Annotated in this window: 26 protein-coding genes; 23 read left to right on the top strand and 3 right to left on the bottom strand. The window is 39.2% G+C overall.

Going from position 1 to position 24,841, the window contains the following annotated elements; genetic code table 11:
- Positions 1-19 precede the first annotated feature (19 nt).
- The 6 genes from I588_RS19485 (at position 20) to I588_RS19460 (ending at position 5,966) form a co-directional block, all read left to right on the top strand.
- Positions 20-364: a PTS sugar transporter subunit IIA gene (locus tag I588_RS19485; RefSeq protein WP_010758583.1), complete on the top strand. Its 345-nt coding sequence runs from the start codon at positions 20-22 to the stop codon at positions 362-364.
- Between the two features lie 10 nt (positions 365-374).
- Positions 375-1,181, top strand: a complete 807-nt coding sequence (locus I588_RS19480; RefSeq protein WP_010758582.1) for a histidine phosphatase family protein — start codon at positions 375-377, stop codon at positions 1,179-1,181.
- A gap of 322 nt (positions 1,182-1,503) precedes the next feature.
- The gene (locus tag I588_RS19475) at positions 1,504-2,937 is read left to right on the top strand and encodes a glycoside hydrolase family 1 protein (protein WP_010758581.1); all 1,434 of its coding nucleotides are present in this window, start codon (positions 1,504-1,506) and stop codon (positions 2,935-2,937) included.
- The gene (locus I588_RS19470) at positions 2,937-3,536 is read left to right on the top strand and encodes a YczE/YyaS/YitT family protein (protein ID WP_010758580.1); all 600 of its coding nucleotides are present in this window, start codon (positions 2,937-2,939) and stop codon (positions 3,534-3,536) included. Before I588_RS19475 ends, I588_RS19470 begins: the two co-directional genes overlap by 1 nt.
- A gap of 302 nt (positions 3,537-3,838) precedes the next feature.
- A complete protein-coding gene (locus I588_RS19465) occupies positions 3,839-5,119 on the top strand; it encodes an L-lactate MFS transporter (protein WP_010758579.1) in 1,281 nt (426 codons plus the stop codon).
- 289 nt (positions 5,120-5,408) lie between these two features.
- On the top strand, positions 5,409-5,966 hold the full coding sequence (locus I588_RS19460) for a hypothetical protein (protein WP_010758578.1): 558 nt from the start codon (positions 5,409-5,411) through the stop codon (positions 5,964-5,966).
- Between the two features lie 121 nt (positions 5,967-6,087).
- Here I588_RS19460 and I588_RS19455 read toward each other — a convergent pair whose 3' ends face one another.
- Positions 6,088-6,453, bottom strand: coding sequence for a hypothetical protein (locus I588_RS19455; RefSeq protein ID WP_010758577.1), 366 nt, complete (start codon positions 6,451-6,453; stop codon positions 6,088-6,090).
- 287 nt (positions 6,454-6,740) lie between these two features.
- Here I588_RS19455 and I588_RS19450 point away from each other — a divergent pair, with 287 nt between their 5' ends.
- From I588_RS19450 to I588_RS19375, 17 genes are all read left to right on the top strand, one after another.
- Positions 6,741-7,433, top strand: a complete 693-nt coding sequence (locus I588_RS19450) for a MarR family winged helix-turn-helix transcriptional regulator (protein WP_010758576.1) — start codon at positions 6,741-6,743, stop codon at positions 7,431-7,433.
- A 17-nt stretch (positions 7,434-7,450) separates the two neighbouring features.
- On the top strand, positions 7,451-7,882 hold the full coding sequence (locus tag I588_RS19445) for a GNAT family N-acetyltransferase (protein ID WP_010758575.1): 432 nt from the start codon (positions 7,451-7,453) through the stop codon (positions 7,880-7,882).
- Positions 7,883-8,037: 155 nt separating this feature from the next.
- A complete protein-coding gene (locus I588_RS27615) occupies positions 8,038-8,196 on the top strand; it encodes a hypothetical protein (RefSeq protein ID WP_010758574.1) in 159 nt (52 codons plus the stop codon).
- A gap of 303 nt (positions 8,197-8,499) precedes the next feature.
- Positions 8,500-8,955, top strand: coding sequence for a hypothetical protein (locus I588_RS19440; RefSeq protein ID WP_139244023.1), 456 nt, complete (start codon positions 8,500-8,502; stop codon positions 8,953-8,955).
- 252 nt (positions 8,956-9,207) lie between these two features.
- Complete coding sequence (locus I588_RS19435; protein WP_010758572.1) at positions 9,208-9,675, top strand: PTS sugar transporter subunit IIA; 468 nt, start codon at positions 9,208-9,210, stop codon at positions 9,673-9,675.
- Positions 9,676-9,699: 24 nt separating this feature from the next.
- Positions 9,700-10,536 carry a rhamnulose-1-phosphate aldolase gene (rhaD, locus tag I588_RS19430; RefSeq protein ID WP_010758571.1) on the top strand — a complete coding sequence of 279 codons (837 nt, stop codon included), beginning with the start codon at positions 9,700-9,702 and terminating at the stop codon, positions 10,534-10,536.
- A gap of 11 nt (positions 10,537-10,547) precedes the next feature.
- Positions 10,548-10,850 (top strand): PTS sugar transporter subunit IIB, encoded by a 303-nt coding sequence (locus I588_RS19425; protein WP_010758570.1) that lies wholly within the window; start codon positions 10,548-10,550, stop codon positions 10,848-10,850.
- A 24-nt stretch (positions 10,851-10,874) separates the two neighbouring features.
- The gene (locus tag I588_RS19420) at positions 10,875-12,299 is read left to right on the top strand and encodes a PTS galactitol transporter subunit IIC (RefSeq protein WP_010758569.1); all 1,425 of its coding nucleotides are present in this window, start codon (positions 10,875-10,877) and stop codon (positions 12,297-12,299) included.
- Positions 12,300-12,301: 2 nt separating this feature from the next.
- Positions 12,302-13,348: a 2-hydroxyacid dehydrogenase gene (locus tag I588_RS19415; RefSeq protein WP_010758568.1), complete on the top strand. Its 1,047-nt coding sequence runs from the start codon at positions 12,302-12,304 to the stop codon at positions 13,346-13,348.
- A gap of 25 nt (positions 13,349-13,373) precedes the next feature.
- Entirely contained in the window at positions 13,374-15,440 is a 2,067-nt protein-coding gene (locus tag I588_RS19410) for a BglG family transcription antiterminator (RefSeq protein WP_010758567.1), read from the top strand.
- A gap of 1 nt (position 15,441) precedes the next feature.
- The gene (locus I588_RS19405) at positions 15,442-16,005 is read left to right on the top strand and encodes a hypothetical protein (protein WP_010758566.1); all 564 of its coding nucleotides are present in this window, start codon (positions 15,442-15,444) and stop codon (positions 16,003-16,005) included.
- A gap of 60 nt (positions 16,006-16,065) precedes the next feature.
- A complete protein-coding gene (fucO, locus tag I588_RS19400; RefSeq protein WP_010758565.1) occupies positions 16,066-17,223 on the top strand; it encodes a lactaldehyde reductase in 1,158 nt (385 codons plus the stop codon).
- 335 nt (positions 17,224-17,558) lie between these two features.
- Positions 17,559-18,416: a glycosyltransferase family 8 protein gene (locus I588_RS19395; protein WP_010758564.1), complete on the top strand. Its 858-nt coding sequence runs from the start codon at positions 17,559-17,561 to the stop codon at positions 18,414-18,416.
- 42 nt (positions 18,417-18,458) lie between these two features.
- On the top strand, positions 18,459-19,235 hold the full coding sequence (locus tag I588_RS19390; protein ID WP_010758563.1) for a CatB-related O-acetyltransferase: 777 nt from the start codon (positions 18,459-18,461) through the stop codon (positions 19,233-19,235).
- A 677-nt stretch (positions 19,236-19,912) separates the two neighbouring features.
- On the top strand, positions 19,913-20,116 hold the full coding sequence (locus tag I588_RS19385) for a Blp family class II bacteriocin (protein WP_010758562.1): 204 nt from the start codon (positions 19,913-19,915) through the stop codon (positions 20,114-20,116).
- Positions 20,117-20,499: 383 nt separating this feature from the next.
- Positions 20,500-20,688 carry a leucocin A/sakacin P family class II bacteriocin gene (locus tag I588_RS19380; RefSeq protein WP_010758561.1) on the top strand — a complete coding sequence of 63 codons (189 nt, stop codon included), beginning with the start codon at positions 20,500-20,502 and terminating at the stop codon, positions 20,686-20,688.
- 84 nt (positions 20,689-20,772) lie between these two features.
- A complete protein-coding gene (locus I588_RS19375; protein ID WP_010758560.1) occupies positions 20,773-21,060 on the top strand; it encodes a bacteriocin immunity protein in 288 nt (95 codons plus the stop codon).
- A 229-nt stretch (positions 21,061-21,289) separates the two neighbouring features.
- Here the strand turns inward: I588_RS19375 and I588_RS19370 are convergent, their stop codons facing one another.
- Positions 21,290-22,657: a bacteriocin secretion accessory protein gene (locus tag I588_RS19370; protein ID WP_010758559.1), complete on the bottom strand. Its 1,368-nt coding sequence runs from the start codon at positions 22,655-22,657 to the stop codon at positions 21,290-21,292.
- A gap of 12 nt (positions 22,658-22,669) precedes the next feature.
- Positions 22,670-24,820 (bottom strand): peptide cleavage/export ABC transporter, encoded by a 2,151-nt coding sequence (locus tag I588_RS19365; protein ID WP_010758558.1) that lies wholly within the window; start codon positions 24,818-24,820, stop codon positions 22,670-22,672.
- Positions 24,821-24,841 lie beyond the last annotated feature (21 nt).

The raw sequence follows: 24,841 nt of genomic DNA, 5'->3' as shown, positions 1-24,841 counted from the left end.
AGATAGGAGTACAAAGGATATGATGGAAGAAAAAGCATTACTCGAAGAAGAAAATGAATTGATTCCTGTTGCTATGCAGATCATCCTGCATGCCGGCAATGGACGCACAAAGGCTCAAGAAGCCATTAAACATGCAAAAGTTCAAGATTTTGAAGCGGCGCGCACTGCTTTAAAGGAAGCTAAGGACAACATTGTCTTGGCGCATCGTTCACAAACGGCAGTGATCCAAAATGAAGCGGCCGGCAAAAGCTATCAGCCTTGCTTACTGTTCACTCATGCTCAGGATCATCTGATGACAATCACCAGTGAGGTTAATATGACCAGAGACTTAGTGGATATGTATGAGTTAGTGCTGCAGAAGTAGGAGGTTCAGAATGAAGAAAAAACTATTGTGGCTGCTGCCTCTCGCAGCAATTCTGCTAACGGCTTGCGGCACCAGCAGTGGTGAAACTGATGAATCGGGTACAGCTGCCAGCGCCCCTAATGAACCGAAAGAAACAACTATCTATTTAGTCAGACACGGCAAGACTTGGTTTAATACTCAGAACCAAGTTCAAGGCTACAGTGACAGCCTGCTGATCGAAGAGGGAGAAAAGCAGGCACAATTGGTGGGTAAAGGGATGAAGGATATCGAATTCACCGCAGCCTATTCCAGTGACCTTGGCCGTCAACGCAATACAGCGAAGCTGATTTTGGAACAAAACCAACACGATATACCGCAAATCACGGAAAATATCGGCTTTAGGGAAAAGAATTTCGGCAGCTTCGAAGGTCTCTCCAATGACGACATGAACATTGCAGTAGCGAAGGCGCTGAATCTAGATTATCCCGAAGACAGTGATGAGCTGTGGGATTTCCTGAAGGAGCAGCTGACTGAAGAAGAACTAGCTAACAAAGTGGCAGAGGTCGATCCAACACAAACGGCTGAGACCTATAACGAAATGCATCAGCGGGTTTCAAAGGTCATGCCAGAGGTGATGAAGGAAGTGGATGCGCAAGGAGGCGGCAATGTATTAATTGTCTCTTCTGGTGGAATCATCCCAATCATCTTAGAAAGCATTGCCCCAGGCGAATACCAAGGAGAGAAAATCGCTAATTGCAGTGTCACCACCTTAACCTATAAAGACGGCAAGTATACAATCGACAGCATCGGTGATACTAGCTACGTCGATCAAAACTAACTATTGTGAAACCTGAAGCAAGTCCGTTATTGACCATCCTTCAGTTTGCCAGTTGCCAGCTCTGCTTTTCCCAGTTTAATTTGGCTAATGAACTTTAAAAAAGTAAAGAGACATTAACCAGACAATAGAGTTTAGCAGAGTGGTATGCGTATGAAAATGAAGACAAATTTGAAAAATTTGTTTCTTTATAACTGAATTAGCCTCATCAAGTAGAGGAAGATCAAGATTAAGAACTTCATGCTCCCGCACATACCCAACTAGCACCGTAGTGGATTAATTTTCACTACACCATAGATTATTTACAAACTAGAGGAGGATTTACATGAACAACGCATTTCCAAAAGACTTCCTATGGGGAGCATCAACCAGCGCCTACCAAGTCGAAGGTGCCGCACTAGAGGATGGGAAAGGACTATCCCAGCAAGATATTATTAACACTGAACGTCACGAAAAATTTGGTTTTGCCGATGCCAGCGTCGCCAGTGATCACTACCACAAATACAAAGAAGATATTGCTTTATTTAAAGAAATGGGCTTCACCAGCTACCGCTTTTCAATTGCCTGGTCACGAATTTTTCCAAATGGCGATGGCGAAGTGAATGAAGCCGGTATTCAATTTTATCGTGACTTAATCAAAAAATTAAAGGACAACGGCATTGAGCCAATTCCAACGTTGTACCATTATGACTTGCCTTGGCCATTAGTCGAAAAATACGGCGGCTGGTTGTCTCGTAAAGTAGTAGACGATTTTGCGAATTTCGCAAAATACGTGATCAATGAATTCAAAGACGATATTAAATACTGGATTACAATTAATGAACAAAGCATCATCGTGCAGTATTGGACACAAAAATGCTATATTTTGCCAGAATACCAAGACAATAATCAACTGCGTTATCAAATCAATCATCACATGAATCTAGCACAAGCTCTTGCCTGCAAATATGTTCATGAAGTCGGCGGCTTAGCTGGCCCAGCATTGGGCTATGCACCTGTATATGCTCGCACCTGTAAGCCTGAAGATCAACTGGCGGCTTTAAACGCCAATGATTTACGTAATACGTATTACTTAGATGTTTACTTCCGAGGTTATTACAATGTGGCAGCACTAACTTACTTGAAGCAGCATGGCTTGGCTCCGGAGATGGAAGAAGGCGATGAACAATTATTTGCTGAAAACTTATCCGATTTCTTTGCCATCAACTATTATGACAGCCAGTGTGCCCATGCCTGCCCAGAAGACATCACAGAACACAGCTGGTCTGGCTACAACCTAACTGGTAAAAAGGGTGACATGTCCGGATTTGAAACCCACCCAGGATTCTATCAAATGTGTCCGAATCCGGAATTGAAAACAACTGACTGGGATTGGGCGATTGATCCAATCGGGTTGGAGTATGTCTATCGCGATCTTTACACTCGTTACCGTGTGCCATTCATGATTACTGAAAATGGCCTGGGAGCGTACGATGAATTGACGCCAGATGGAAAAGTACACGATGATTACCGGATTGAATACTTCCGCGAACATATCCAAGCAACAAAACGTGCGATGGATCTTGGTGTTGAAGTAGTAGGCTACATGCCTTGGTCTGCCTTGGACTTGTTATCCACCAGCAATGGCTACAAAAAACGTTATGGCCTAATCTATGTGGACCGGACAGATGATGATGTAAAAGAATGCAAACGAATTAAGAAAGATTCCTTCTACTGGTATAAAAAAGTCATCGCTTCTGATGGCGTAGATTTGGATTAATGAAAATGTTCTTACGATATTTGATTTCGGTGTTAGGCTCCTCGCTTGTTGGGGTTGGTGTAGGCCTGTGTGTCACCACCGGCCTAGGAGCCGATGCCCTTGGTGTTTTGTGGGAAGGGCTGGCTATACATCTTCCGCTAACAGTCGGACAAGCTTCCTTGCTAGTAACCTGTACCTGTTTAATCATTGTAGCAATGATTGACAAGAAAGAGTTGGGCTTAGCAACTGTCTTGAATCCGATTGCTACTAGTATTTTCACGGACCTAGTCATCAAGCAGATCAGCGTTGATGGACCTGTTGGGTTGAAGGTGCTGCTGGTGGTCATTGGAATTTCCTTTATTGGGATTGGGTCAGGAATTGCGGCAGCTACGAATACAGGTAAGGAAGGGTATATTGCTCTCAGCTTTGCCCTAAGTAATCGTTTGTCGGTTGACTTGGCTAAAGTACGAATGGGATTAGATTTGCTTTGCTTTGCGGCTGGAATGCTGTTGGGAGGCAAATTTATGATAGGACCGATTTTTGGTGTCCTGTTGATTGGTCCGCTGCTTAAGCTGACGAGTCAATATTGTGGTAGAAAGATGATCATGATACTAAGATAATTATGAAAGAAAGGCAGGGTCTGACTGGACCTTGCCTTTTTCATATACGGCATAAAGTAAATTGAAACGAGGATATACCAATTGATCTGTTTTCCAAAATTTTTATAAGTAGGAAGTGGCCATTCTTTTTATTCAATTTCTAATCAAACCATAAAGAAAGAGCGGTTGAACTTTCTTTATTGGAAGCGTATACTCATTATTAATTACTAACGAATCGCTTTTTTTTTGATACAAACAAAATTTTTTTGCGCTTTTAATAACAAATGTTATTTATATGAGATCAATTGGATGGAGGGAAATGGATGCAAAGGTTGAAAAATAGGTGGTTGATTGCTTTATCTGGGGTGGTGATTCATCTATCGATTGGTTCGGCGTATGCGTGGAGTGTATTCAAGGAGCCAATTAAAGAATTGACAGGCTGGGATAAGTCTGCGATTTCTTTTGCATTTAGCTTGGCAATTTTCTGTTTAGGTATTTCAGCAGCATTTATGGGACGGTTTGTTGAAAAGTTTGGTCCGCGCAAGACGGGGATGATGGCGGCGATTTTCTTTGGGCTGGGGATTTTTTCTACCGGCTTCGCTATTTCTCTTCAGTCATTGCCGCTGCTGTATTTAACTTATGGCTTGATTGGCGGAATTGGCTTAGGAGCAGGGTATGTAACTCCTGTTTCGACGATGATTCGCTGGTTTCCTGATCGTAAAGGACTAGCTGCGGGACTCGCTATTATGGGCTTTGGCTTTGCCTCCATGATTACTGGACCGATTGCCCAGCAGCTGATGCTTCATATGGGGATTTCGACAACCTTCTATATTTTAGGTGTTGTGTATTTTGTGGTGATGTTTACAGCTTCGCAATATTTAGAAAAGCCGCCGGCAGACTGGGTACCAGAAGGCTTTGAGGCAAAAGAAGAAAAGGTAGTTAAAACTTCGGGTGTCCAACTAACAGCCAATGAAGCAGTTAAAACCAAAACCTTCTGGCTGTTATGGTTCATGCTGTTTCTCAACATTACCTGTGGCATCTCGCTAGTTTCAGAGGCTTCCCCCATGGCCCAGGAAATTACTGGCATGTCCGCAACTGTGGCTGCCACTATGGTTGGCGTGATGGGTGTCTTCAATGGCTGCGGCCGATTAGTATGGGCAATGATTTCTGATGTGATTGGTCGAAAAAATGTTTTTACTCTGCTGTTTGTGATTGATGTGGTTGTTCTGTTGGGACTGTCAGTAGCGAAGACGCCCCTGCTGTTTGCTGCAATGATCTGTTTAATTATGACCTGTTATGGGGCTGGGTTTTCAATTGTACCGGCTTATATTGGTGATGTCTTTGGAACTAAAGAGGTAGGTGCGATTCATGGCTATATTTTAACTGCTTGGGCCGCAGCTGGGATGTTCGGACCGATCTTCTTAGGGAAAATTACCGAGCTCTTCCATTCTTACACAACAGTTCTGCGCATTTTTGCGGTTTTTGCGACGATTGGTTTCGTGGCATCCATTCTCATTCGGACAGCTATGAAACACCTAGGCAAGACAAAGATACCTAAAGACAACGAACTTCATAAAGTAGCAATCCATAAAGGAAAGCACTAGGACGATAAACCTCAGAGTAAAATCTGGGGTTTTTCTTATAGAATTTGCAGCAATAAATTAAGATTGGAATTCAAGTAGGACGTATCAAGCTTAAGGATGCTAAAGACAAGCTGAGACATTCAATTTATAAAAAGACCCAAAACCTGTTTATTTCGTGTTATATTTTGGCATCAAATAAAAAGGGTGAAAAAATATCGCTAGAATTTCCGTTAAAAAATTGAAAACGAATAATTTTCATGTAAAATATAAATGGGTAAAATAAAAAATGGAAATTGAGAAGGGGTCTATTATGAAAAAGAAAATGGTTTGTGTTTTGTTTGCAATGGTAACAATTCTGAGTTTAACAGCGTGTGCAGGTAACCCAAGAAGGGCATCCCGGCCAGCCAGAACAACAGAGGAAACTTCATCAATGGTTAGCGAAACAACAGAGGAAACATCCAGCTCGGAATTACTAGAATCGTCCAGTTCAGAGCTGCCAGAAACTGGAACCACAAGTTCATTTGGAAATTCAAGCAATTTCTCCTTGATGGTGGAAGCTGCTCAGTCACAAGTTCCCAGCTTGATGGAGCAAGTTGGAGGTATGTACTCAAATATTACTATTACTGAGGGAGAAAATACCACGATTGTTTATACTTATACTTTTGCGCAAGATCCAGGAGTAGAGGTTGACAGTGAGGCATTAAAACCGACAATGGTTAAAGGTATGAAGCCAGTAATTGATGGAATGAAGGGAATGTTCCCAGATATCAAATTGCAAGTACTTTATTTAAAGCCTGACGGTTCAGAGCTAGCTAACTTTGTTATTACCCCAGAGGACACCAATCAGCTTCCAGATGAGCCAGCATAAGATTCGAAGATATATGAAGTAACACAATATACAACAAGCAGCCAGACAGTTTTCCTGTTTGGCTGCTTGTTTTTATGGAGATTTAACAGAATATCTCTTAGAACCTAAGTTATCTACTCTTCTATACTGCCTGCTGATAGAATAGTGAACAAATTGAATGCAGAATAATACTTAATAAAAGCATTGCTGGTATCCAAGGAAGAACCATTAGCAGCATTGCAGGTAGAAGCAGCCCGAGTATCACGGAGCCTGCTGCAAGATTAAGTGTTGCCGAAACAATAATTCTCCATCCCCTGCTCAGATTCGTGCCCTCCCAGACTACCGGATAAAGAACCGTTAATACACCACTGGCGATTACTCCGCAAATTACTGATGTTAATAAAATTTCCAGCATCTGATCCGTTCCCTTTACTAATACCATAATTCCCGTTAACCAACCAAAAATTCCAATTGCTACCTGTCCAAATTTCACACTGTTTTTTTTCATCCTTCATTCCTCCAAATAATTTTATCTTCTTGTTGAACTTAGAATAGCATGGGACCATTCTTGAGAATATTTCTTTTTGATTTGTTGCAAGATTTATTGAGTTTGTTGCAAAACGAAAGAGGTTAATAATTGTTTTACTTATGAAAGGCTTGATATGATGGCCTTTTCAAAGCGGGACAAATATTTTGTGTAAAAAAATAGTATTAGTTATTGACAAATGTTAGGTACCTAAGTATAATTTGTTTTATCAAAGGTTAGGTACCTAACTAAATGGAGGAGGAAACGCTATGAGCGAGTATACAAAAGAATTATTGCAGCGTTTGTCTTATGTCGGTCAGGCTAGTCGTCGAGTAATGGATGCTGGAAAATGCGAGAAGAAAGCTCCTACACAGCAGCTTATTTTAGATATTTTAGCAGAAGAAAATGGGTTAACATCAGGTGTTTTAGCAGAAATATTGGATGTTCGTCCTAGCTCATTAACAGAAGTATTGAATAAATTAGAAAGTCGTGGCGAAATTGAACGTCGGGAAGACGAAACGGATAAACGAATCAAGCGGGTCTACATCACAGAGGAAGGTCGTAAGAAGGTTAGTCCCTCAAAGCAAAAGGAAGAGCGGTCAGAGGACTTCTTTGCTGGCCTAACAGCAGATGAACAGCACACTTTAGACCAATTGTTAAACAAAGTAATTGCTGGCTGGAGTGAAGACTTCGGTGAAGGTCCTGATTTCCCCAACAATCCTTTTGAGGCGATTGAAGCGCTGAAAGAAATTCGGATGCAATTTGATCCCATGAGGACTGATTTCGGGCGTATGACACCTCATGAACGACGCAAATTGAAACGAGCTTGGAAAGAAAAAATGCGCAATGAATTCCGGGGACGCGGCTTTGGTCCAAATCATTTTGGTCCATGGGGCAACGGTGTAAACCCTGATTTTTCGGATGACAAACAATCCCATGAAAATGATTGGGAAAACTGGTAAAAAAGGAGGTCCTGAACATGGAAATACGAATTGCAGAACATTTTAGCCAAGAACACTGTGGTGCAGTTCAGCTGCGCCAGCAGGTTCTTGGCAGCAAAATTGATTACAAACAAGAAGAAAAGCTGCATATTTTTGTGGCAATTGAAGATGGCAAGGTGGTCGGCACTGCCTCGGTTCAGTTGTATCGCTGGCGGATCGCCCGTGTACGACAGGTCGCGGTGCTGCCAGAATATCAAGGTAAGCATATCGGCGACCAGCTGATGGCCAGCTGTGAAGCCTTTGCCAAGGAACACAATCATCCAAGACTGATATTGACTGCCCGTAAGGTGTCAAGCTTATTCTATTTAAAACGGGATTACCACATTTTCCTGTTTGCCTTTCAAAAACAGGCGATTGATTTCTTTTGGATGACCAAACGTCTTGATGTGTTGGAAACGATCGAAGTTTAGACATTATTTGCTCTGCCGGTGAAGAATTATTCGCGCCCCTCCCAGTATTAATCATAGATAAAGCACACTAGCTCTATGCTTACCAGTGTTTAGACAGTAAGCGATTCATAGAAGAATGGTAGTTGTGCTGAGAATCGAAATAGGAGGAATGAATCATGAAAGAACTATTTGCACCAAAGAAAGAACAACCAAAGGAAAGCAAGCTGACACTAAATGAATTAGAGAAATTGAAGATCGAACTTGAGGCTAAATCTAGGTTATTTGCTACCTCAATCGGATTGGTAAAGCCCAATCGGGAGTATGACTTTGGATAATAAGAAAATAAAGCGATTCGTCTGGACTTGTTAAAGTGGTGGAGGAATTGCTTTTTATTTGTTTTGAATGCAGAAAAGAGAGCAAGATATTTGGGAAAGTAATTCATGAAATTTTTCCGAATTTGAGATGTCTGCAGGCGACAAGCTCAGAGGTAAAAGACTTGAAAAATGAGAAACCAGGTTATGAAGGAATTTAATCGAGTGTAACAGGAACTTTTTTAATTGATTGCCTTGCAATTCTAGATGCTATAATGGTTTTGAGTCTAGTTGCAAGCGGTTCATCAAAAGATTAAGGGGTATCTTATGAAAAAGAGGGTCGGAATATTGTTAGGTTGTTTGGTGCTGGTTTTATTTGGATTCGTAGAGGTGAAAAATGCAGGAAATAAACGCTCCGCTTCAGATAATCATGCTAGTTCAACAGAACCGTCTTCAAGCAGCATAATGAACAATAATTCAACTGTAAATAGTTCCTCATATGCTGAAGACATTAGTTTTATAGAAGGCTATTACTGGGATGGCTATTTTGATCATCGGGAAAAGATTCAAGATTCCATGGAGGAAGAAGAATATAAGCGTGCTCTATTTGCCAGTTATATACCGGATGTTATACATGGTTCAGGATACTTATGGTATCGCTTGGATGGTGTGAACGTAGAGGTTCCAGATGGCAGTTATGTGAAGATTACTTATAGTGGTCCTGTACTTCAGACGTATCCAGCGATATTTTCTAATGTGTTGGAGGTAGAGGTGGTTGAGTAGGGAAACAAAGTAATTATTTAAGCGATTTTTTTAGGAATCAAATCAGACTAAATTCTTAAACAATACTGTTCTATTGGGAAGTTGTGCAAGCAACTTCCCTTTTGTGTTTATTATGTTAGGAATAATAAATGAAACAAGAGAACGTCACACTTTTTTTTGCAACGAAAGATTTTTTTGTGATGAAAGCGTATACTAAGGCCTTTTTTCTGGTGGTATGCTAACAGCATAACCTGATAGAAAGGAGGGCAATGAATGATTATTACCAAAAAAATGTTTCATCCGGAGCTTGTAGCGATTCACGAAAAGGCGACTGATTTTTCAGGGTTAGTTGATTTTGTCTCACAGAAATTGAGCCAATTGAACTTTATTCAGGACAGCTATCCCAAGGCGATTAAGGAACGTGAAAAGGAATATCCAACCGGATTGGAAACACCAACCTTTGCAGTCGCGATTCCTCATACTGATCCAACCCATATTAAGGAACCGTTCATTTACATTGTCAAACTGAAACAAGCAGTTTCTTTTGGTCAAATGGGAACCACAGAGGAATTCATCCAAGCAAAATACGCATTTTTCTTAGGCTTTGACAAAGGTGAAGATCAATTACAACTCTTGCAAACTTTAATGGCAATGTTTACAAACAGTGAAGTGATGAGTGCATTAGAATCTGAAACAAATGAGGCAAAAATTTTGGAAATAGTGACTAACTTTTTTGAATAGAAAATAGGGAAAGAAGGACAAGAAATGATCATCCATGATATTTATGAAGCACCTTTTATTAATGAAATGTGTGAGGTAACAAAAAATTTATGGCGCAATGGCTGGGACGAACGGAATGGTGGTAATATCAGTTACATGCTGGATACAGAGGAAGTACGTCTGTATTTAGATTTGGAAAGAAGTATTAATGAAGCTGAATTAGACTTTGAAGTAAAAGAGCTAGCGGGTAAAATTTTCTTAGTGTCTGCTTCAGGTAGCTATTTCAAAAACATCTGCAAGAATCCTGCAAAGAATTTGGCCATTGTAAAAATTACTGATGATGGAAAAAAATATCGTGTTTTGTGGGGCTTAGAAGATGGTGGTGTACCAACAAGTGAGTTAGCCTCTCATTTAAAATGTCATGCAGTACGTCTGGCACAGGATCCAGATCATCGCGTAATTTTACATTGTCATTCCATTGCTATTTCAGCAATGACATTTGTTCACGAACTGGATGAAAAGAAATTCACTCGTTCTTTATGGGAAATGATTACTGAATGTTTGGTTGTTTTCCCAGATGGTGTATCGGTTTTGCCTTGGATGGTTGCAGGAACAGTTGAGTTAGGTTTGGCCTCGGCTGAAAAGATGCGTGACTCGCGTGTAGTCATCTGGCCTCATCATGGCATTATGGGTGCCGGACAAACAATGGACGATGCTTTTGGTTTAGTAGAAACAGTTGAAAAGGCTGCAGATATTTATATGCGTGTAATATCCGTTCCAGGAGGCTTTAAGCAAAAGATCTCCAGTGATCAATTGTGGGCTCTTGCAGATCAATTTGGTGTAACCCCGAAAGCGGGAATTTTAGAAGATCGAAAAAACTAGGAGGAATTAGAATGGCAAAAAGATTAAATGTAATTTCAGTATGTGGTTCAGGAACTGTAACGAGCTCAATGGTAGCGGGGAAAGTAAAAGATTTCTTGGATGATATGGGAATTAAAGCAAAAACGGTGGAAGTGAATCCTGGTGGAGTAGATGGAGAAATGGCTTCAGGAAACTGGGACTTAATTGTTCATACAAGCCCTTTAAAAGGGAAATATGATATCCCTACAATTAATGCGGTAGGATTATTATCTGGCATGGGTGAAGATGAATTTTTTGAAGAGTTAAAAGAAACAGCAGAAAAATTAGTTAATTAGGAGTAAACAAAAGGGGGAAGTGCAATGTTAGATGTTTTGTCTAATATAATGGATGCTTTTGGTGCGGCGATTGTTGTACCAGTTATCATTTTCTTTATTGCTTTAATCATGAAGGTAAAACCAAAAAAAGCATTTAATGCTGCGTTGAATGCAGGAATTGGTCTTACTGGATTTAATATGATCATTGGTGCATATACACCAATTGTTACACCAGCCATCAATCGAATGGTTGAAGAAACTGGAGTAAATTTACGTATATTGGATACAGGATGGCAGGCAACAAGTGTGGTTGCTTACTCGACTCAAGTAGGGATGATCTTTTTAGCGCTAGGTTTGATTTTGCAAGCCGTTTTATTCGTTGTTAAATTTACCGACATTTTTATGCCATCTGATCTATGGAATAATTACTCCTTCATGTTATGGGGATCTATGCTTTTTATTTCAACAAAGAATTTATGGCTATCGATTGGGTTGATGGTTCTATCTAATCTGTATTGTTTAGTTTTTTCAGAAATTGTAGCAAAGAGATGGTCAACTTATTATGGATATCCACGATGTACGATGACTGCACCACATCATATATGTTCAGTTCCTTTGGCAATGGTTATGGATTTTATTTTGACTAAATTGGGAGCGAACAAAGTCCGTTGGAATCCTGAAACGTTACAAGATAAATTAGGTTTTTTAGGAGAACCAACTTCTTTAGGGTTTATTCTTGGTCTTGCTTTAGGTCTAGCAGGTAATTTTATGCGTTTGGACACACTAACAGGCTGGGGAGACATCATGATTATCGGAATTGCGACTTCTGCTATTATGGCAATCTTTCCGAAAATCGCAGGAATTTTTGCTTCTGCATTTACAACAATTACCGATGCATCAAAACGTACAGCAAAGTCTGGTGGAAAAGACCGTGTTTGGTATTTAGCTATCAATGACGCTGCGGGTTATGGAGAAACAGCAACAATTTTAACAGGTATGCTGCTTATCCCAATTGTATTACTTATGGCGATTTTCTTACCTGGGAATCAAACCCTGCCAATGGTGGACTTAATTGCAATCCCTTACATGATAGAATTGATCATTTGTATCTCTAATGGAAATATTTTTAAATCATTGATTAGTGGTGCACTTTGGTGTGCAGGCGGGTTATATATAATTACTGCAGTCGCCCCTATATTTACGGCTGTCGCAACAGAAGTTGGTGTGAATTTGCCTGAGGGAGCAATGATGATCTGTAGCTTCGCGGTAATGACCAATCATATTATGGGAATTTTGTTCCTGATATTTATGACCCAAAATCCACTGTGGATTGGTTTATCCGTAATTGTCTACGTTGTTTTATACGTTGTTGTACGAATGAAAAAAGAATCGATTCATGCTTATCTAGAGAAAATGGCACAACTAGAGGAAGAAGCTGGGTTGATTAACGAGAAAGGAGCTGCTGTATAGCCATGTCGAAAGTTATCGTAGTCGGAGATGGATTAGTATCAGCTGAGGTACTAGAACAGGCAGCACTTGAATTGGCTATTGAACAGCCAATTGAGGTAAAAAAATATGAATGGTACAGTGAACTGAATAAAGAGCAATTTCAAGAAAAAATAAAAATAATTGAACAAAATGGACCAGAAAATGTTGATATACCTGAAGGGATTTTATCGGATTTATCAGACGCAGACTATCTTTTAGTTCATATTGCTCCGATATCAAAAGCGATGCTAGAAGCTGCTCCTAACTTGAAATTAATTGGAACTTGTCGAGGTGGATTAGAGCATATAGCGTTAGAAGAAGTAAAAAAAAGAAAGATTCCTTTGATTCATGTGATTCGAAATGCAGAACCTGTTGCTGATTTTACAATCGGATTAATCTATGCGTTAACACGAAATATTGCTTTTTCTCACCAGCAAGTTATGCAAGGAAAGTGGCCAAAGCAATTTCCTAATGACCCCTATAAAACAACGCTAGCTAATCTAACAGTAGGATTGGTTGGCCTAGGTTATATTGGAAAGTTAGTCGTTAGACGATTGAATAATTTAGGAGTCAAAGTTATGGCATATGATCCGTTTGTCGATCGAGAAAAAATTAAAGCTGAAAACTTGGCAATTGAATTTATGGAATTGGACGAATTATTTGAACAAGCCGATATCCTCTCACTTCACGTGAGGGTTACACCTGAGACCACAAATATGATCAATAAAGAATTGTTTATGAAGATGAAGCCATCTGCCTATTTAATCAATACTGCACGACCAGACATTGTTAACAAGGCTGATCTCATTGAAGTGCTAGAAACTCATCAAATAGCCGGCGCAGCAACAGACGTTGTCTGGGAAGAACCGATCCAGGCGGGGGACCCTTTGTTGAAGCTGGATAATTTAATCATCACATCACATATTGCGGGAGATACAATTGATGCGATTCCACGTTCTCCTTATTTATTGAGGGATGTTTTAAATGATTATTTTAAGCGTGGAACAAGTGATATGTTGATCCGTTTATAAGCAATGGACCAAGGAGGAAATAATCATGGATATGTTGGAGATACAGTTGCTGAAGACGATTCTTTTAAGTAATAGCATTTCTTCAACTTCTTTAGAAACAAAATTCAATCTGTCAAAAGGTAAAATTGATTACCGGATAAGGAAAATTAATGCGGACCTTGAAATGAGTTCTTTAGGAAAGATAAAAAAAGAAGGAGTGTTTTTTACACTCACTGGAGACGAAAAAGAGATCAAAAGTTACGTGGCTAAAGTGTCCCCAACAATCCATTTCTCTGATAAAGAAAGAAGCAGCCTCCTTTACATGATCATTTTATTAAACCAAGAAGAAACATTGCAGACATTAGCTGAAAAGATGTTCGTTAGTAAAAACACAGTTATTAAAGATAAAAAAAGGCTGCAGGCTGAGCATCTGGATCCATTGGGAATTAAGCTAGGTTTCTCAAGAAAAAAAGGGTTCTTTCTAACAGGAAATGAAGTAGAAATTCGTCGTTTAGGGATCAAGATGATTAGAGAAATCGAAAAAACTGAAGATAGTTTAGAAAATTATTTAACAGTTATTGGTGTTAAAACATCTGTATTAGAGAAGATTAAAGAAAGGATTCATCATTTAGAGCATGAATTAGGGTTAGAATTCACAGAATTAAAATTGCAAGATCTCTACTTGATTAGTTACATGTGCTCTACACGATCTCAACAGGAAAATATGATCAGAGAAGGTGAGATTGGCAGCTATGTTCAAATGGTAGAAAAAGATTTCTATTCTAAAGTTTATACTGCCTTAAAGCCTTTCTTTAGAGAAAAAAATTCATGGATTGAAGTTCATTTTATTTCTATACAGCTACTAAGCACGAGTCTAATCAAAATTCGTTCTCCCTATAAAGATCTAGAGCTGTTAGAAAAAATAAGAGCCTTTATCAACAACTTCGAAATTTTAGGCATTACAGATATTAAGAATAAAATTCATTTAGAAGAAGCATTGTATCAGCATCTTATTCCGGCCTATTATCGTATCAAGTTTGGACTGCCAGATAATGAAATGTTGTCCTTGGATAGTATCGAAAACTATGAATTTATTCATCCTTTAGTCAAGCAGTCTATTGGAATGATTGAAGCGTATTTAGATATTTCTTTTCCTGAAGGTGAGTTGATCTACATATCCATTATTCTTCTTAGTTTTATTAATGAAGAATTAGATAATAAGAATAAAAAGAAGCGCGCAGTTGTTATTTGCCAGCATGGTGTATCTGTTTCCAAATTACTGCTAGGGGAGTTAAAGCTTCTTTTTGCGGATATTGAATTCATTCAAAACATGTCGCTAAGGGAGTTTTACCAAGAAGACATGGAAAAGATCGATATGGTATTCTCCACTGTCCCTGTAAATACAACGAAAGAATTATTTATTGTAAATCATTTACTTACAGATGAAGATAAACTTCAACTAAAAAATGAAGTCCGGCGGAGAGTGAATTTTGATCGATCAAGGATTGGTTCAGAAAATAAAGAACTAATCAAAAATGTCATCAACATCGTCAAGAAAAATACGAATGTAGTAGACGAAGAGCAGTTGATTAAGGAACTGCAAAATTGTGTTCTTTCTTCTGAAATGAATTTAGAGGTTAAAGCCTATCAAAAAAGAGATCCGTCGCTAGTCGATCTATTACCAATCTCTCATATTCAGATATATCGAAAAGTGGCGTCGGTAGAAGAAGCAATTCGGATTGCAGGAAAACCACTGATAAAAGAGGGGTATGTTTCTCCTGACTATATTGAAAAGGTGATAGAACATCATGATCCGGAATATCCGTATTCAGTTATTGCTCCCAATGTGGCAATTCCTCATGCTGGTCCTGAAGATGGCGTCTATAAAATTGGAATGTCTCTGTTGAAGCTAGACGAACCAGTTGAATTTGCGGAAGGAATTTTTATCAGTCTTATTATTGTCATTGCCCCAAAGGATAAAAAGAGTCATATTAAGGCTGTAACACGGTTATACGAACTTACGAAAGAGCAGGGGTTTACTTCTGTTATGAAAAATCTGCGCTATGAGAAGGAAATTCATGAGTTTTTCGAAATGAATTGTGGGAGGAATTGAAATGGGAGGCCAAGGGATTTTATTGCGTAAAGTTACGCTGGATAAAACATTGAACCAACTGCAAATTTTTTTAAAGGGTGCTTTAATGATTTTACTGATGTATCTAATTAATGGCTTATTCTTAGAGAAAAACTTTAAATCCTCGGATATTCAATTGTTAGCTGCTCTTTATCTAGCTGTTTTTCTAGGATTTTTGTTTTTGAGAAGAAAAAAGAAGTTTTCAAAAGACAATGTTCTTGTAGATGCGATTAAACAATATTTTGATATCGATGAGTTTAGTGATATTGAAAAGCTAGATAAAAAACTAATCAAGGAAATTAAAAATAACCGTAGATTTGTCACAAACAAAGGGCAAGTAGTCGGTACAGAAAATTTTCTTTTATTTGATTTAATAGATGGTCAATTCAAATTGATTCCAGTGAACAGTATCCAGAAAATGGCTGTTGGGAGTGTAGACAATCGATATTGTGTACAGATAGAAACGAATGTCCAATTTGAAAAAGTTTTCTTCAAAAGAAAAAGAGAAGCCGAGGAGCTAATAAAGGAATACTGTACCAATTATTGAGAGAGCAAGTTGGACAGCATGTACGTGAATTCTGTTCCAAAAAATTTAAGGAGAAATGATATGACAATCAATCGAATGATTTTAAACGAAACCTCTTATTTTGGAAAAGGCGCGATCAATGAAATTCCCGCTGAGGCTAAAAGTAGAGGCTTTAAAAAAGCTTTAGTAGTGACAGATAAAGACCTAATTAAGTTTGAGGTAGCTACTCGTGTAATCAACCTGCTTAATGAGGCTGGGTTGGACCACGAAGTATATGATGGAATTGTCCCTAATCCAACGATACGAGATGTACAAAATGGTGTAGCTGCATGTAAGAAGGCGAATGCTGATTACATTATTGCCATTGGTGGCGGCTCACCAATTGATACTGCAAAAGCCATCGGAATCATTATGGAAAATCCAGAATTTGAAGATGTGTTAAGTTTGGAAGGAACCGCCGAAACTAAACACCCTGCTTTGCCTATTTTAGCAGTGCCGACAACCTCAGGAACTGCCGCAGAAGTGACGATTAATTATGTAATTACGGATGAAAATAACTCTCGTAAATTTGTGTGTGTTGATCCTCACGATATTCCAGTTGTTGCCTTCGTAGACAGTGATATGATGATGGGAATGCCTAAGGGGCTGTGTGCTTCAACTGGAATGGATGCTTTGACACATGCCATTGAAGGTTACATTACTAAAGGTGCTTGGGAAATGACAGATATGGTTCATCTCAAAGCAATTGAAATTATCAGTCGGTCCTTAAGAGACTCAGTTGCAGGAGAACAATCGGCTCGTGAGGAGATGGCTTTAGGGCAGTATATTGCAGGGATGGGATTCTCTAATGTAGGTCTAGGTTTGGTTCATGGTATGGCTCATCCGTTAAGTGCTTGGTATAATGCGCCGCATGGAGTAGCCTGTGCAACTTTACTACCACTAATTATGGAATTCAACAAAGAATATACCGGTGAAAAGTATCGAGATATTGCTGTACAAATGAATGTTGCTGGAGCTAAAGAAATGTCACTTAACGATGTCAGAGATGCTGCGGTACAGGCGGTTAAACAATTAGGAATTGATGTTGGTATTCCTCAAAGCTTAAAAGAATTAGGGGTAAAAGAAGAGGACATTCCTAAGATTGCAGAAGATGCATATCGAGATGTTTGTTCTCCAGGTAATCCTCGAGATGCAAGCGTGAAGGAAATCATTGAGTTGTACCAGTCAATGATGAAATAAATATGTTATGCAGCGTAGATAATGAACTTATCTGCGCTGTTTTTTCTATTCTCATAACAATCCATAATATATGGCGCTAGAAAAAACAGCTCTGATTAGGTATTCATGCTTTTTGTATAGATGCGAAAACAAACACTAAGATAATCAGAACTGTTTTGCAGCATCTTTGTACTATCTAAAAGGGTTTCTTTGAAATTTTTGTTAAAACCATTCATTTCCCAAGTTTGGGAGAAAACAGCAGACGATAAATTCTACGTTATAAAATAGGATTAGAAAAGATCCTCCATTCAAGAGAATAAGGGGGTACTTATTAAAAGATTTTTTGGATGTGAATTATGAAGAAAAGGGCAGTCGTTTATTGTGTGTCTGGGCCTCATATACAATTAGCTGCAGTATCAATTGCTTCAATTGTACATAATTATGAGGGGAAAGAACCCCTGGATGTACTAGTTGTTGTAAGTGAGCTAGGAAATGAAGAAATAATAAAGCTGAAAAGTATCGCTAAATTTTATGGAGAAAAAGGCATATCTATCAGTGTCTGGTATCCTCCTGAAATAGTAAAAGGTATAAAAAACTATCATAATTCGCGGTTTCCAGAAGTCACCTTGTGGCGTTTATTTCTGCCTTCATATTTTAGTAGCTATGAAAGTATTCTGTATTTAGATAATGATACGATTGTTTATGATAATGTAATGAACTTTTTTGAGCTTATATCTGAAGACAAGGCGATTGCGGCAGTACGAGATTTTTATTTTACGATTATTAGCGACAAAGAGGATAGTGCAGAGCATTTTGGGGTCCAAACGATGAAGAACTATTTTAATTCTGGGTTTCTCCTTTTTAATGTCGCGAAATTCAACCAGCTGATTAAGCCTGAAGAGATTTTAAGTTTGATAAACAAGAACGAATATCTTTATTTAGATCAAACGATTCTAAATATTCTTTGCGAAAAAAGTGTTCGTTTACTGCCTTATGAGTATAACTATCAAAAAGATGATTATTGGCTATTTAATTGGGCCCAAAGTACAAACCCAAACAAATTCTTAGAAATTCAAAAGGCTAGAGAGCAGGTAAAGGTCCGACATTTTGTGGAGTTTGAAAAATATTCAATGCCGTGGGAGCATCTTTCTACACTGGATCAGTGGGAAAGCGACTTTTGGGAGTATTTGTATGCGATAAAGAAAATGGATTAGAGGACAAATAGGGAAAAACTCTAAACGGGTTAGGGAGAAAGCATGAGAACAATTGAAATCACACCGGAAATTAGGAATCATTTTAAGAGACAAGAAATATTTTTTTCAGTGTATAAACAGGAAGGGCTGGCAGACAATCATTATTTAACAATTGATGAAGCTTTTTATATGGAGAGTAATTGTATTTACACAGTGAATTCATTTGATAAATCATTACCAACTATGGGAATGTACAGTTATTCTTCAAGTATGCTTCCTTCAAAAACTACTATTGGACGGTATTGCTCGATTGCTTCGAATGTTAAGCTGATGTCTGCGCAGCATCCGCTCACTCGATTTACCACATCTCCTATAACTATTCCTGGAGAGATTATTGGTCAATCATGGGATTTTGTTCAAAAAGCTCAGGTCGGTGGGTTCGTCCAAACACCATTTGATCAGCAAAAGAGTACCGAAACAGGAGTGACTATCGAGAACGATGTCTGGATCGGACAAGATGTATTATTGAAGTCAGGGATTTGCATTGGAACGGGTTCAGTAATTGCGGCTGGTTCAGTGGTAACCAAGGATGTCCCTCCCTATGCAATTGTCGGGGGAGTTCCAGCTAAGATCATTCGTTATCGGTTTAGCAAAGATATCTGCCAGACACTATTAGCGTTAAAATGGTGGGAGTATCCTGTCTGGAATTGCCCAACTATTTCTGGTGATGAATCCATTGAATGGTTTATTGAGAAACTTTCAACTTGGGTAGGTCGAGAGTCCATCGAAAAAGTTCAACCTGGACGTATTGAAGCTGCAGATTTGATTAGTATGGGTTAGAAGAGGCAAATGAAAAAGATTTTTGGTCGGTCAAAATGTTGTCATGATATCAAAATTATGAATAAGACTTTTTCTGCAGATATACACATTTTTACTAAACAAAGGATGATTTAAGGTGGAATTCTATGGTTCAGGTCTATTTTTCATATGAATAAAATAGCTGTGATAAAGTACTTTTGTGCTAAAGTAACTTGAAGGAGTGTACCGAACTATTAAATGAGTTGGCTAACGATTCTGACAAAAGTCACTACAGCAGGTATTAGAAACCTATAAAGAAAAATTAAAAAAAAAGAATCCTCTGTGTCCTTTATTTTGAGTCGGATGAATCTAGATAGTTCAAATGTACTTAAAGAAGATGGGATTGCTTTATCAACTAGTCGATCGAACAAACTGAAAAAATTATCTTCTCTATCGAACATTAAATATGGCTATTAATAAAGTAGAACTGCTAATTAGCATAAAAGCTAGACCTAATGCAAAAAGGCTTAGCTTTTTTTTGTGATGTTAAATCTATGAGTTTTAACGTAAGTCAATTTATTGGAAAGGAAATGGCTTCCTTATTTCTTCGTTCAAGAAGAAATAAACAGTATTCAAGATGAATTTCTCCATGAACAAAGTAGATATGTTACATTTTTTTTGTACATGTACAAAAAAGTTTATAAGGAGTGTATTGAATTATGCAAAACGTAAAAGAATTAAATATTCAAAAAATGCAAAAAATTACTGGGGGTAATAGTTGTACTAACGGAACTATCGGCGGCGCTATCGCTGGTGCTCCTGGAGGTCCTTTAAGTTTCTTAGCTGGAGCAGCCGGTGGTGCTGTAGCGGGCGGTTGTATTAAATTTGGTTACAATAAAACTCCAAAACATGGCTGGAATTAAAAGAGCTGTTCTCAAAGGAATAATCCAAATAATAATGTTCATGCTAATTATTTGGATTCTCCTGTCTAAGTCTTCAAATTTTTCGATGCAAAATTTCTTAGCAGGAACTCTAATTTTTACATTGGGTGTTATAGCAAATATTTACTCAGAAAATTCCCAATAGAAAAAGACTGACGCAACAGCAGTGATGGACTGTGGACAAACGTAATCAGATTATTGATTGCGTCTGAGTAAGGCTTTTTCTGTAGATGTAGAACATTTTTTACTAAACAAAGGAGGCTTTAAAATAAATTTCTCTGGGTTCAGGATGGTTTTTCACGCGAATAAATTAGCTGTGATAAAGTACTTTTGTACTAAAATAACTTGAAGGAGCATACCGAAATGTGCAAAACATTAAAGCATTAAGTGCCAAAGAACTGATAGAAATAACTGGTGGAAAATACTACGGCAACGGTCTATCCTGCGGGAAATATTCGTGCTCAGTAGATTGGGGCAAAGCGATTGGAATTATCGGGAATAATGCCGCAGCAAATTGGGCTACAGGTGGAGCTGCTGGATGGAACAAAGGATAGCTGTGTGCAGTTGAGATAGTTATTTTTTATAAGGATTTTAAGTGATAAAACAGACAGTTTGAAAGAAGTGAAATAGATAGTAAGTTGAAATGGTTCTCAGGTGGAAAAGATCGAGGAGAACAAGCGGTAACTATCATTACCGAACTATTGAATGAGCTGGCTAACGATTCTGACAATAAGTTCTTGCAGCAGATATTAGGGACCTATAAAGAAGAATTGACTAAAAAAGAATCCTCTGTGCCTTTTATTTTGAGTCGGATGAATTTAGATATTTCAAATGCACTTAAAGAAGATGGAGTTGCTTTATCGGCGGGTCAATCGAGCAAACTGAAAAAATTATCTTCTCTATCGAACATTAGATATGGCTATTAATAAAGTAGAGCTGTTAATTAGCATAAAAGCTAGACCTAACACACAGAGGTTTAGCTTTTTTTGTGCTATCAAACCTGTGAGTAGGGCTTTTTAACCAGTCATCGCATGAGTAAAAGAAATGGCTACATTTGGTTGCTGTGTTTTGCAGCTAAATTGCGATGCTAGTAGTAACAGCCCCACAAAAAATGAGACCGGCCAATAAAGCCGATCTCCCTCCATAAAAAGACACTTACTCTTGATTTAACAAGATATCTTTTATCTTTTGCCAATAACTTTTCTTGCCGACAACTAAGGACAGGTCGCCAGTCAATCCATAACGAGTGACTGCTTGATCTTCGATGGGGAGTTGTCCCTCCACCTGATAGAAGGCGCCGTCTTTTGTCAGATCGCTGGTTTCCGCAATTCGCGTTAGTGTGCCATCTATCCTTTTTTCAGTAACCCCTTTTTTATCTAACTTAAAGTGAACAGGCATCCCTATTTTGACATGACTCATTTGGTTCGCAGGAATTTGAGCAGTAAAAGCCATCGAGTCTTTTGGCTGATTTGGGTACAGCTCTGCCACCAGACTTCCCTTTGGCAGCTCAGAGATATTTTTACTTTCTTCGTTTAAGTGAAGAACACCATCTGAGGGAGCCAGCAATTGACTGTTTTTTAATTGCTCGTTTAAGGATTGCAGGCTGCTGTTGTTGTGAGCAATTGTTTCGGTAATCTCTGATAATTTTTGCTTTGCCTCAGAGATAGCCTGCTCTTTGCTCTGGGTATTCTTAGTGGCTTGTCCATTGATCTCGTGTTCAGCCGATGGAGGTGCTGCTAACTTTCCTTGTTCTAGCTGCAGCTGTTCGATTTCATTTTTGAGCTGACTTAGCTGTGTATCAATTGTGCTTAAGATAGTGGCCTTTAGCTCTTCCTTTTGCTCATCAGGACTAGCAGCCAGCTGTGCCTGCCAAGTCTGATATTTAGACGTGATGTCTGAAGGAAAGCCTGCCAAAGCTTGCTGGCCGGCCCAAGCAGATCGAACCTGCTGCCACTGGCTTTGTTCAGCTTGTCGTTTAGTCAGTTGATCCGTCAACTGAGTATTGGTTTTGTTGAAGGCATCCTGTTGCTGCTGCTGATTGGTTCGCAGCTGTTGATTGCTTTCCTGAATTTCTTCCTTTGCTGCTAAATAGACATTTACCCGATTGGCGTAACCGTAAGAATCTTCTGCCGCAAATAGATTTTTTTCCTGATTCAGACTGTCAATAAAGGTGTGAATCGCTTGTTGTTGCTCCTGTAAGGAAGTATTTTGCTGCTCCAGCTGCTGTTTTTCGATCTCGATCCCGGTTGTATCAAAGGACAGCAGCAGCTCGCCTTTCTTGACTTCTTTATTTTCAGCTAAATGATTTACTTTTATTTTTGCATTTATTGGTGTTTGCAGCTTTTTTGTTTCTAAGGAGGTAATCCGAGCCTTGGTGCGGATGACTACCTCGGTCTTGCCAAGAAACAAAAACAAGCTGCCTAATACTAAGACCCCAATTACTGGATAGAGAACCCAGCGATAGAAGGTAGAGTGGTGTTGAGCATAGACGGTGGAATGATCCAACCATTGATTGTTTTGCATCACAGAGTCCCCCTATATTTCCCACAAGCGTTGATACATTCCATGATTGCAGCGTAATTCTTCATGGGTTCCTTGTTCCACCAGCTGTCCTTCATGCATAACCAGGATTTGTTCACAGGCTTTAGCTAAGGATAGGTGATGGGCAATGAATAGAATCGTTTTATCCTCTAGCTGCAGTAAGTTTTGCATAATAGCATGCTCCAATAAGGTGTCCAATCCGCTGGTGGCTTCATCTAAAATCAGTATATCTGCATCCTGCAGCAGTGCTCGAGCAATCGCTAAACGTTGGCGTTGCCCACCAGATAAGTTCGCGCCGCCTTCCTCTAATAGAGTCTCAAAGCGTAAAGGCTGCTGATCGATAAAGGAAGTGAGCTGAACCTGCTCACATACTGCTAAAATTCGCTCAAAAGGCGGCAGAGATGCTAAGCCAAAGGTAAGATTTTCCAAGATTGTTCCGCTGAAGAAAAAAGACTCCTGGGGAACATAGGTCACTCGCTGCCGTAATTCTTGCGACTGAATATCCAGAATATTGACGTTGCCAAAACGAATCTGCCCCTCGCTAGGAGCATAGAAATTAACCAGCAGCTTCGCTAAGGTTGATTTTCCTGAACCGCTGACACCAACAATCGCAATTTTACTATTGGGTGGAATAGTGCAGGTAATATCGATTAAGGTAGGCAGCTTCATCGTGTAGGAGAAAGAAAGCTGGTCTAGCTGAATTCCTTGCTGGAAGATAGTAGAAGAGAAGTGTTTCGCAGCACCTTGTTCTTCCTTTTCAGAAGAAATAGCAAAGATTTCGTTCAACCGTTTGTTGGCAACCTGAGCTGTTTGCATTTTCACCTGCAGATTAATGATATTTTGCAGCGGATCAGTAAAGAAGACCAGTAGTGCGTTGTATGTAATCAGCTGACCAATACTAATTGAGCCATCGATAACGTAGTAAGACCCTAGCCACAAAATCAAGGCACTGCTCACCAGCTGGATGGCTTGCTTGATTCCTTGTTGAACATTATCTAAAGTGACCGTCTTAAAGGAGGTCTTCATCAATTGGATAAACTCCCGATCCACCCGATTATAGACTTTTTCTTCGCCATTGTAGGCTTTAATCGTTTCAATCCCCTTTAAACTTTCAATAATACTGGAATTCAAAACTGCACCAGCCGACATTTCTGCCTGATTCGCCTTCTCGTAGCTGCGGACAAAAGCTAAGATCGCAGCCAAATAAAAAGGAAGAGAGGCCAAGGTTATCAAAAAAAGCGGTCCGTTTTGAATCGCTAAGGTTGTTCCTACAATGAAAACCATCCCGATATCCAAAAATACTGATAATGTGGCACTGGCAAGCGCATCGATAATCTTATTTGCATCTAAAAAGCGAGAAATAATTTCCCCTGATTTCCGCGTAGCAAAAAAACTCATCGGTAAAGTCAGCACATGCTTAAAATAGCGCAGCATGACTGCCATACTCATTCGCTGCCCTAAAATCACCAACAGATAATTACGGCTGTACTCAAACAATACTTTAAACAAGTACACAGCGATTAATCCTGCTGAGACGATATTTAAGGTAGACATTGCTTGATTCGGAATGAAGAAATCAAGTATTCCTTGGAAATAATAAGAGCTGGCAATACCAAACAAGGTAATAAATAAGGCTGCTAGAACAATATGAAAAATAAGTCCTCTTTGCTGCCACAAAACCGGGAGAAAAGAGGTTAGGCCAGCAACCTTTTCTTTGCTCGGCTGGTACTCTGCTGCTGGAGTCATTAGCAAAAGTACTCCAGTCCACTCATGGTCGAAATCGGTAATCTTCTTTTTAAGCTTTCCTTGACCAGGATCAGCAATGAGTAAGGTATCCCCTTTTACGCCGTATACGACAACATAGTGCATATATGTATCATCAATAATCACATGAGCAATTAAGGGAAAAGGCAGCTCTTTTTCCTGCCACACGCCTTGATCAGCTTGAATCGCTTGGCAGTCGAAATTCAGCTGCTCAATGCACTTTTTCAAGCCAAAGGCGGAGGTTCCTTCTAAATCGGTTCCCGACAGCTCCCGCAGCTTATGGATCGGTATTTTGGTTTTGTATTGCTTTAGAATCATGGCGATGCAGGCAACGCCGCAATCCTTTTCATCCTGTTGAGGAATAAATGAGATAGCAGTCATTTGAACAAGGCTTACTCCCTT

The sequence above is a fragment of the Enterococcus pallens ATCC BAA-351 genome (assembly GCF_000407485.1).
GTDB lineage: Bacteria > Bacillota > Bacilli > Lactobacillales > Enterococcaceae > Enterococcus_A > Enterococcus_A pallens.
Note: the sequence above shows the minus strand (reverse complement) of the source record. Positions and strands in the feature narration are given on the sequence as shown.

Bases quoted from the DNA above. Each gene is read 5' to 3' on its own strand.
- I588_RS19485 (WP_010758583.1), top strand. From the start codon at position 20: ATGATGGAAGAAAAAGCATTACTCGAAGAAGAAAATGAATTGATTCCT.
- I588_RS19480 (WP_010758582.1), top strand. From the start codon at position 375: ATGAAGAAAAAACTATTGTGGCTGCTGCCTCTCGCAGCAATTCTGCTA.
- I588_RS19475 (WP_010758581.1), top strand. From the start codon at position 1,504: ATGAACAACGCATTTCCAAAAGACTTCCTATGGGGAGCATCAACCAGC.
- I588_RS19470 (WP_010758580.1), top strand. From the start codon at position 2,937: ATGAAAATGTTCTTACGATATTTGATTTCGGTGTTAGGCTCCTCGCTT.
- I588_RS19465 (WP_010758579.1), top strand. From the start codon at position 3,839: ATGCAAAGGTTGAAAAATAGGTGGTTGATTGCTTTATCTGGGGTGGTG.
- I588_RS19460 (WP_010758578.1), top strand. From the start codon at position 5,409: ATGAAAAAGAAAATGGTTTGTGTTTTGTTTGCAATGGTAACAATTCTG.
- I588_RS19455 (WP_010758577.1), bottom strand. From the start codon at position 6,453: ATGAAAAAAAACAGTGTGAAATTTGGACAGGTAGCAATTGGAATTTTT.
- I588_RS19450 (WP_010758576.1), top strand. From the start codon at position 6,741: ATGAGCGAGTATACAAAAGAATTATTGCAGCGTTTGTCTTATGTCGGT.
- I588_RS19445 (WP_010758575.1), top strand. From the start codon at position 7,451: ATGGAAATACGAATTGCAGAACATTTTAGCCAAGAACACTGTGGTGCA.
- I588_RS27615 (WP_010758574.1), top strand. From the start codon at position 8,038: ATGAAAGAACTATTTGCACCAAAGAAAGAACAACCAAAGGAAAGCAAG.
- I588_RS19440 (WP_139244023.1), top strand. From the start codon at position 8,500: ATGAAAAAGAGGGTCGGAATATTGTTAGGTTGTTTGGTGCTGGTTTTA.
- I588_RS19435 (WP_010758572.1), top strand. From the start codon at position 9,208: ATGATTATTACCAAAAAAATGTTTCATCCGGAGCTTGTAGCGATTCAC.
- rhaD (WP_010758571.1), top strand. From the start codon at position 9,700: ATGATCATCCATGATATTTATGAAGCACCTTTTATTAATGAAATGTGT.
- I588_RS19425 (WP_010758570.1), top strand. From the start codon at position 10,548: ATGGCAAAAAGATTAAATGTAATTTCAGTATGTGGTTCAGGAACTGTA.
- I588_RS19420 (WP_010758569.1), top strand. From the start codon at position 10,875: ATGTTAGATGTTTTGTCTAATATAATGGATGCTTTTGGTGCGGCGATT.
- I588_RS19415 (WP_010758568.1), top strand. From the start codon at position 12,302: ATGTCGAAAGTTATCGTAGTCGGAGATGGATTAGTATCAGCTGAGGTA.
- I588_RS19410 (WP_010758567.1), top strand. From the start codon at position 13,374: ATGGATATGTTGGAGATACAGTTGCTGAAGACGATTCTTTTAAGTAAT.
- I588_RS19405 (WP_010758566.1), top strand. From the start codon at position 15,442: ATGGGAGGCCAAGGGATTTTATTGCGTAAAGTTACGCTGGATAAAACA.
- fucO (WP_010758565.1), top strand. From the start codon at position 16,066: ATGACAATCAATCGAATGATTTTAAACGAAACCTCTTATTTTGGAAAA.
- I588_RS19395 (WP_010758564.1), top strand. From the start codon at position 17,559: ATGAAGAAAAGGGCAGTCGTTTATTGTGTGTCTGGGCCTCATATACAA.
- I588_RS19390 (WP_010758563.1), top strand. From the start codon at position 18,459: ATGAGAACAATTGAAATCACACCGGAAATTAGGAATCATTTTAAGAGA.
- I588_RS19385 (WP_010758562.1), top strand. From the start codon at position 19,913: ATGCAAAACGTAAAAGAATTAAATATTCAAAAAATGCAAAAAATTACT.
- I588_RS19370 (WP_010758559.1), bottom strand. From the start codon at position 22,657: ATGCAAAACAATCAATGGTTGGATCATTCCACCGTCTATGCTCAACAC.
- I588_RS19365 (WP_010758558.1), bottom strand. From the start codon at position 24,820: ATGACTGCTATCTCATTTATTCCTCAACAGGATGAAAAGGATTGCGGC.